The organism is Actinomycetospora soli, from assembly GCF_021026295.1.
GTDB classification, from domain to species: Bacteria; Actinomycetota; Actinomycetes; order Mycobacteriales; family Pseudonocardiaceae; genus Actinomycetospora; species Actinomycetospora soli.
Genome location: NZ_JAJNDA010000055.1, coordinates 1 through 6,811 on the forward strand (window position 1 = coordinate 1; position 6,811 = coordinate 6,811).

The 6,811-nt window shown below is 71.9% G+C and carries 7 protein-coding genes and 1 pseudogene; 3 read left to right on the top strand and 5 right to left on the bottom strand.

Translation table 11 applies throughout. The features are described 5' to 3' along the window. Positions 1-656: oxidoreductase dimerization domain-containing protein (locus tag LN037_RS31900; RefSeq protein WP_230761123.1), on the top strand; the 656-nt coding region annotated here is incomplete at its 5' end. Positions 657-843: 187 nt separating this feature from the next. Beyond that, entirely contained in the window at positions 844-1,386 is a 543-nt protein-coding gene (locus LN037_RS31905) for a DF family (seleno)protein (RefSeq protein ID WP_230761124.1), read from the top strand. 53 nt (positions 1,387-1,439) lie between these two features. Here the strand turns inward: LN037_RS31905 and LN037_RS31910 are convergent, their stop codons facing one another. After that, complete coding sequence (locus LN037_RS31910; protein WP_372460583.1) at positions 1,440-2,627, bottom strand: MFS transporter; 1,188 nt, start codon at positions 2,625-2,627, stop codon at positions 1,440-1,442. Positions 2,628-2,718: 91 nt separating this feature from the next. After that, positions 2,719-4,078, bottom strand: a pseudogene (locus tag LN037_RS31915) (NAD(P)-binding domain-containing protein). A gap of 56 nt (positions 4,079-4,134) precedes the next feature. On the opposite strand from LN037_RS31915, the gene LN037_RS31920 reads away from it, so the two are divergent. Beyond that, on the top strand, positions 4,135-5,040 hold the full coding sequence (locus tag LN037_RS31920; RefSeq protein WP_230761126.1) for a helix-turn-helix domain-containing GNAT family N-acetyltransferase: 906 nt from the start codon (positions 4,135-4,137) through the stop codon (positions 5,038-5,040). On the opposite strand, the gene LN037_RS31925 is transcribed toward LN037_RS31920, so the two are convergent. The 3 genes from LN037_RS31925 to LN037_RS31935 form a co-directional block, all read right to left on the bottom strand. Next, positions 5,037-6,029 carry an IS481 family transposase gene (locus LN037_RS31925; protein WP_230761128.1) on the bottom strand — a complete coding sequence of 331 codons (993 nt, stop codon included), beginning with the start codon at positions 6,027-6,029 and terminating at the stop codon, positions 5,037-5,039. The two genes, LN037_RS31920 and LN037_RS31925, sit on opposite strands and share 4 nt — an antisense overlap. A 78-nt stretch (positions 6,030-6,107) precedes the next feature. Beyond that, positions 6,108-6,383 (bottom strand): site-specific integrase, encoded by a 276-nt coding sequence (locus LN037_RS31930; RefSeq protein ID WP_230761130.1) that lies wholly within the window; start codon positions 6,381-6,383, stop codon positions 6,108-6,110. A gap of 119 nt (positions 6,384-6,502) precedes the next feature. Continuing rightward, positions 6,503-6,811 (bottom strand): M28 family peptidase (locus LN037_RS31935; RefSeq protein ID WP_230761132.1); only part of this gene is annotated, 309 nt, incomplete at its 5' end.

The window sequence follows — 6,811 nt, forward strand, 5'->3', positions numbered from 1 at the left end:
CCGAGGTCGGGTACAAGGGCGCCCTGGTCGTCGACGAGCAGATGCGCACGAACCTGCCGCACGTGTTCGCCGCCGGCGACTGCGTCATCACCCACCACCGCCAGCTCGGCATCACCTACCTGCCCCTGGGCACCACCGCCCACAAGCAGGGCCGGGTCGCCGGGGAGAACGCCCTCGGCGGAACCCGGCGGTTCGCCGGCAGCCTGGGCACCCAGGTCGTCAAGGTCTTCGATCTCGTCGCCGCCCGCACCGGCCTCCGCGAACACGAAGCCGTCGCCGCGGGCCACCGGCCCGCCACGACCCTGGCCACCCCCGACGACCACAAGGCCTACTACCCGGGCGCCACCCCCATCCACATCGCCGTCACCGCCGACACCAGCACCGGCGCGCTGCTCGGGGCCCAGCTGATCGGGCGCCGGGGCGCCGAGATCGCCAAGCGGGTCGACACCTACGCCACCGCCCTGTTCCACGGCATGACGGTCGACGGCATGAGCGAGCTCGACCTGTCCTACACCCCGCCGCTCGGATCGCCGTGGGACGCAGTGCAGATGGCCGCCCAGGCCTGGATGCGCCAGCACGTCCCTACCGAGCCCGGCACCGCGACCCTGCTCACCGAACCCGTCCCCGCACGCGCGGTGTCGACTGAGGCTTCTTGACCTTCGTCGAAGGAGGATCGTCGTCGTGGTGAACCCCCAGGGCGCTGCCGCCGCTGTCTCCGTGGTTCGGTCGTTGGCCACGGCGCTGGCAGCCGGCGACGTGTCTTCGGTTGCGGAACTACTCGCTGAGGGCGTGCGGTGGGGTCCTACTGACGACACGCCTCAGACTTGTCGTGGCAAGACAGCAGTGGCGCAGCACTGTGAGCAGCTGCTGCGCTCCGGCGTGGTGATCGAGGTTCTCGACATCGAGCCCAGCGGACACCTGGGCCGGGATGTCGTCGTCCTGCACCTCAAGGTCGCGTGGCCTGCTGACGGCGACGTCACGTCAGACAGGTCAAACGTCACCGCGCAACGACTGGGCCTGCAGGTACAGGACGGCCTGATCACCGACATCCGCGACCTTCCAGCGGATCATCTCATCGAGCTGCTCTTCTTCGAGGGATGCCCGAATCACGAGGCGTTCCTGCCGCGGCTGCGAGCGCTGCTCGACGACCTCGGTATCCACGTCCCCATCCGCACCATCGAGGTCCCTACCGAGGACGCCGCACGCGCTCACCGATTCCTGGGGTCGCCCAGCCTGCGGATCGACGGGAGGGACGTCGAACCTGGTGCCGACCACCGGGACGACTACGCCCTGCAATGCCGCCTCTACCGAACGCCCGACGGCGTCCGTGGGGCGCCGCCGGATCAGTGGGTGCGGGACGCCCTTGCCGGCCACGAGTCGCCGTGATCATCCGTCACCTCGGACCCAGCAAGGGCCGCCCTCAGCGTGAATGACGGGGATTAGGTGCGGCTCGCGCTGGGCTGCTCGGGTCGGGTGCCGAACGCCATCGCGGCTGCGACGACCGCTGCGAGGGCGAGGACGACGAAGACCGACGGGTAGCCACCAGACAAGTCCGCGAGCGCGGACCCGGCCCACGGGGAGACGGCCACGGCGACCATGGCCGGAGCGGACAGCAGGCCATTGAGGCGCCCGTACAAGCGCGGATGCCACCGGTCGGACAGGGCGGTGGCCTGGAGCAGGGTGAAGATCCCGCGCGCCGCACCGGCCCCCATGGCGACGAGGATGAGCACGACGGGCGGCCCGGACAGCACCGCGAACAGCGCGCTGGTGGCGGCGAGCAGTACGAAGATCACCGCGGCCCGGCCTCGGACCCCGACGTGACGGGTCATACGGCGGTAGCCGAGGCGGCCGAGGACCTGCCCGATCCCACCCAGACCGAGGGCCCAGGCGGCGAGGCTGGTCGACATTCCGCGCTCGATGAGCAGGGGCACCTGGTTGACGGTGACCGCGAACGAACAGAACGCCCCGAGGAAGATCGCGACGACCAGCAGCACGAAGGGCCGGCTGCGCGCGATCCGGCCCGGGTCGTCGTCGAGGGCCTGGCCGTCCGGTTCCGGCCCGGAAGGGTCCGGCTCCTCGACGGGCTCGGGCCACGGTCCGCGCAGCCCGAACAGGTGCGCGGGGATCGTGACGACGGCGAGGATCACCGCGAGCACGAGGTAGGTCCCCCGCCAGCCCAGGGAGTCGAGCAGGGCCGCGGTGAGCGGGCCGAACACGGTGCTGGCGAGCCCCGCGACGAGGGTGAGCCCGGTGAGGGCCCGGACCCGGTCGGTGCCCCACCAGCGGGTCAACGCGGCGAAGGCGGGCGGGTAGAACACCGCCGCCTGGGCGACCCCGGCGAGCAGCCACGCGGCGAAGAACCACGGCAGTGAGCCGGCCGCTGCGATCGCGACGGTGGCGGGCACGGCCAGGACCGAGCCGGCCGTCATCACCCAGCGCGGACCGTGACGGTCGAGCAACCGACCGACCGGAATGCCGACGAGGGCGGAGACGACCAGACCGCCGGAGAAGGCCGCTGTCACCGTGCTGATCGACCAACCGGTGTCCCGCGCGATCGACGGGGCGAGCACAGGAAACGCGTAGTAGAGGACGCCCCAGCTGGTGATCTCGGTGACGCAGAGGATCACCAGCACCCGCCGACGGCCGGCGGAGCCCAACACCGGGGACGGGTCCGACCGGTCCCGCGCCTCGTCGGCGGCGGGACCGGCCGGGCCGCGCTCAGACCCCGGCACCGCCGACCGACACCGGCTCGCCCCGCTCGCTCGCGTCCGGCGTCGAGCAGCAGCCGCTGCCGGCCGCGGTCTCGGCGGCCGAGGTGTCGGCGTCGAAGAGCCCCGCGCCGCCGCAGACACCGGTCTCGTTGAGGACCAGCTCCACGCGGGAGGCGGCCTCGTGGTCGCCCGCGAGCTCGGCGGCGATGGAACGGACCTGCTCGTACCCGGTGCGGGCCAGGAACGTCGGCGCGCGGCCGTAGGACTTCATCCCGGCCAGGTACAGGCCCGGCTCGGGCTGCGCGAGCTCGGCGGCGCCGTGCGGGTAGACCGTGCCGCACGAGTGGACATTCGGGTCGATCAGCGGCGCCAGGCGCACCGGGGCCTGCAGGGTCGGGTCCAGCTCGAGGCGGACCTCCGACAGCCACGACAGCTCCGGGCGGAAACCGGTGACCACCACGACCTCGTCGACACCCTCGACCCGGACGCCGGCGTCGGACACCAGCGTCAGCCGGCCGTCGGGGTCCTGCTCGACGCGCTCGGTGCGGAAACCGAACACCGGGGACACCGCCCCACCAGACACAGCCTCCGCAGCACGCTGACCGAGAGCCCCGCGAGCCGGCAGCTGATCGGCATCGCCGCCGCCGAAGACCTGCCCGAACCCCGAGCGGCGCAGCAGCCACGAGACGGTCGTGCCCGGCTCCTCATCCACGAGGGCGGCGAACCCGGCCAGGGCGGTCAGCGCCGAGTGCCCCGACCCGGCCACCACCACGTGCCGCCCGGCGTAGCGAGCCCGCTCCGCAGCATCGCTCAGGTCGGGCACCGCCGCCCGGACCCGCCCGGCCGCGGCGCGCTCACCGATCGCGGGCATCCCGTCACCACCCAGCGGGTTGGCCGAGGTCCACGTCCCGGAAGCGTCGACGACGGCGCGGGCCAGCACACGCTCCTCTCCACGCGAGGTGAGCACGTGGATCACCAGGGGTTCGGTGTCGCGGCCGGCGTCGACCACCCGGTCACGCCCACGCCGGGTCACCCCGACCACGCGGGCGTCGGTGACGACCCGCTCGCCCAGCGCCTGGGCCAGCGGGGCGAGGGTAGCGCTCGACCCACTCGGCGCCGGTCGGGTACTGCTCGGGGTCCGGGGCGGTCCAGCCCTGCTCCTCGAGCAGGCGCTGAGCGGCCGGGTCGACGATCCACTCCCACGGGGAGAACAGCCGCACGTGTCCCCACCCGCGCACCGCCGCGGCGGCCTCGGTACCTGCCTCGAGCACGAGCGGCTCCAAGCCCTGCTCGAGCAGCTCCGCGGCGGCCGCAAGGCCCACCGGGCCCGCACCGACCACGACGACCGGCAGTGCCGTCCCGTCCATACCGCCTCCATCGACGCGCTTCGATCGAACGCGGCGGACAGTATCGACGACGATCGATGGATGCAACCATCGACTCGGATCGATACTCTGCGGGGGTGTCTGCGAGTTCGCTGCCTCTCGCCCCCGCGCCGCAGGCTGAGGAGCCGACGCAGCTCCCCGCCGAGGACGCCGCGACCTACGCGAGCTGGTTCGCCTGTCTCGCCGAGCCAGTCAGGATTCGCCTGCTGCACGCGGTGGCGACCGCGACCGGCCCGGTCTCGGTGGGCCGGCTCGCCGAGCTGACCGGGGTCAGCCAAGCGACGTGCTCGCACCACCTGCGCAAGCTCGCCGACACCGGCTTCGTCGTCCTGCGCCGTGAGGGCACCTCCACCCGGGTCGCAGTCAACGCCGCCTGCTGCACCGGGCTCCCCCACGCCGCCGACGCTGTCATGGGCCTGCTTGCGCCCCGGCCCTGCTGCCCCGAGGACCTACCCGACGACGTCACCGTCCGCGCACTCGAGGACGGTGACTGGGGCGCGGTGCGCCGGATCTACGCCGAAGGGATCGCCACCGGCCACGCCACCTTCGAGACCGAGGTCCCCGACGAAAGGGCCCTCGACGAAAAGTGGCTGCCCGGGCACCGTTGGGTCGCCGAGATCGACGGCCGGGTCGTCGGCTGGACCGCGGTCAGCCCGACCTCGAGCCGAGAGGTCTACGCCGGAGTGGGCGAGACCTCGATCTACGTCGGCGACGGCTACCGCGGCCGCGGCATCGGGCGCGCCCTGATCCACCGCCAGGTCACCGCCGCCGACACCGCCGGCCTCTGGACCCTGCAGACCTCGATCTTCCCCGAGAACCGCGCCAGCATCGCCCTGCACCACAGCGCTGGCTACCGCACCCTCGGCGTCCGCGAACGCATCGGCCAACACCACGGCTCGTGGCGGGACACGATCTTCCTCGAACGACGTCGCCGCGCTCCCTAGGTGTACTGACCGGACAGGTTGGTCAAGCGGGTGATCGGGGGCTGTCTGCCGATGGCGCTGTGGGGCCGGTGGTGGTTGTACTCGTGCAGCCACCCCGGGAGCGCCTTGCGGCGCTGGGATTCGCTCAGATAGAGCCGTCGGAAGGCCCACCCGGCGGTCATGGTGCGGTGAAACCGCTCGATCTTGCCGTTGGTCTGAGGCCGGTAGGGCCGGGTCCGCTTGTGCACGACGCCGAGCTCGGCGCAGGCATCACGCCAGGCGTGGGACTTGTAGGCCGACCCGTTGTCGGAGAGCACCCGCTCGACGGTCACGTTGCGGGCGGCGAACCAGGCCACGGCGCGCACCAGGACCCCGATGGCGGTGTCGGCTTTCTCGTCGTCGTGGATCTCGGCGTAGGCGACCCGGGAGTGGTCGTCGATCACGGTGTGGACATACGCGGTGCCGATCAGCGGCTGGTGGTGGGCGTTGCGGGTCTTGCCGGGGGTGGCGATGCGGTTGCGCTTGCCCTGAGCGCGGCCGACGTAGCGCCATCCGCCCTGGTCGGGGATGTTCCCGAGCTTCTTCACATCGACGTGGATCATCGCCCCGGGGTGGGGGTGTTCGTAGCGGCGCACCGGCTCCCCGGTCGCGCGGTCGACATGACCGAGTCGGCTGATCCCGCAGCGGCGTAGCCACAGGTGCACCGTGGAGGCCGCCACCCCGAGCCGGGCGGCGATCTCGAGCTGGCCCAGGCGCTGCTTCCAGCGCAGGTGCACCATCTTGCGGATCACCGGCCGCGGGGTCGTGCGCGGCATCCGGTGCGGCCGCGAGGACCGGTCGACCATGCCGGCCTCGCCGAGCTCGCGGTAGCGCTGCGACCAGCGCTTCGCGGTCGGCCACGACACCTGGAAACGGATCGCGGCCGCGGCGATCGGCCAGTTCTGCTCGACGATCAGACGCGCGAGCTTCAATCGGCCGCGCGGGGTCAGCGCCGCGTTAGCGTGGGCCACGGAGGACCTCCCGGTCAGTGAGTGGATGCCGTCAGACAGCTCCACAGCACTCCCGAGAGGTCCTCCCCTCAAGATCATTCAGACCGTGTCGTCACACCGGTTCAACCAACGTGTCCGGTCAGTACACCTAGGAGCGCCGACTCGTAGCCAGCGGGTCCAGGCGGCACCGGCGTCGAGCAGCGTCGAATCCTCACTCCCCTCCCCCGTAGAAGCTTTCGAGGAGGGCGCGGCGATGCCGATCGTCGTGCCGGTGCCGTGCTGGTCGGTCTTCGAGCGGGACAGGTCGACCGAGAGGCCCTGGTCGGAGGGGTGCAGGTCGGTCATCTGCAGGCGGGCGAGGTCGTCGGTGTGCAACGCCGTCTTTCACCCGACGACCAGCAGGGCATCTCCTTGGGGTAGTTCTCGGCGCTGGCGCGCTCCACGCCCTCCCGGGGCTACAGAGCCGCCACCACAGCCGGGGCGGTTCAATGCGCTCATCGGGCGGACCGTTGGTTCCGTGGCGGTACGCCGTTGAGGTCGGCCCCGAACGCGCCGACTCCATAGGCGAGGGTGTTGACCATGCGGTCGAACATCGGCCTGTTGATGTTGTTGATGTCGTCGCAGGCCCGGTGGTAGCAGGGTTGGAAGGGGACGCCAGGCTGGCCGCCCCACAGCTGGGCCTGCTCGGCGGTCTTCGTTCCCGAGTCCCCGGAGAACACGCCGCCGGCGGGGATGCCGGCCGCGACGAACGGGCCGTAGTCGGAGTCGTCGACGAATCCGGTCCCGCGCGGTTGCACGCCCTG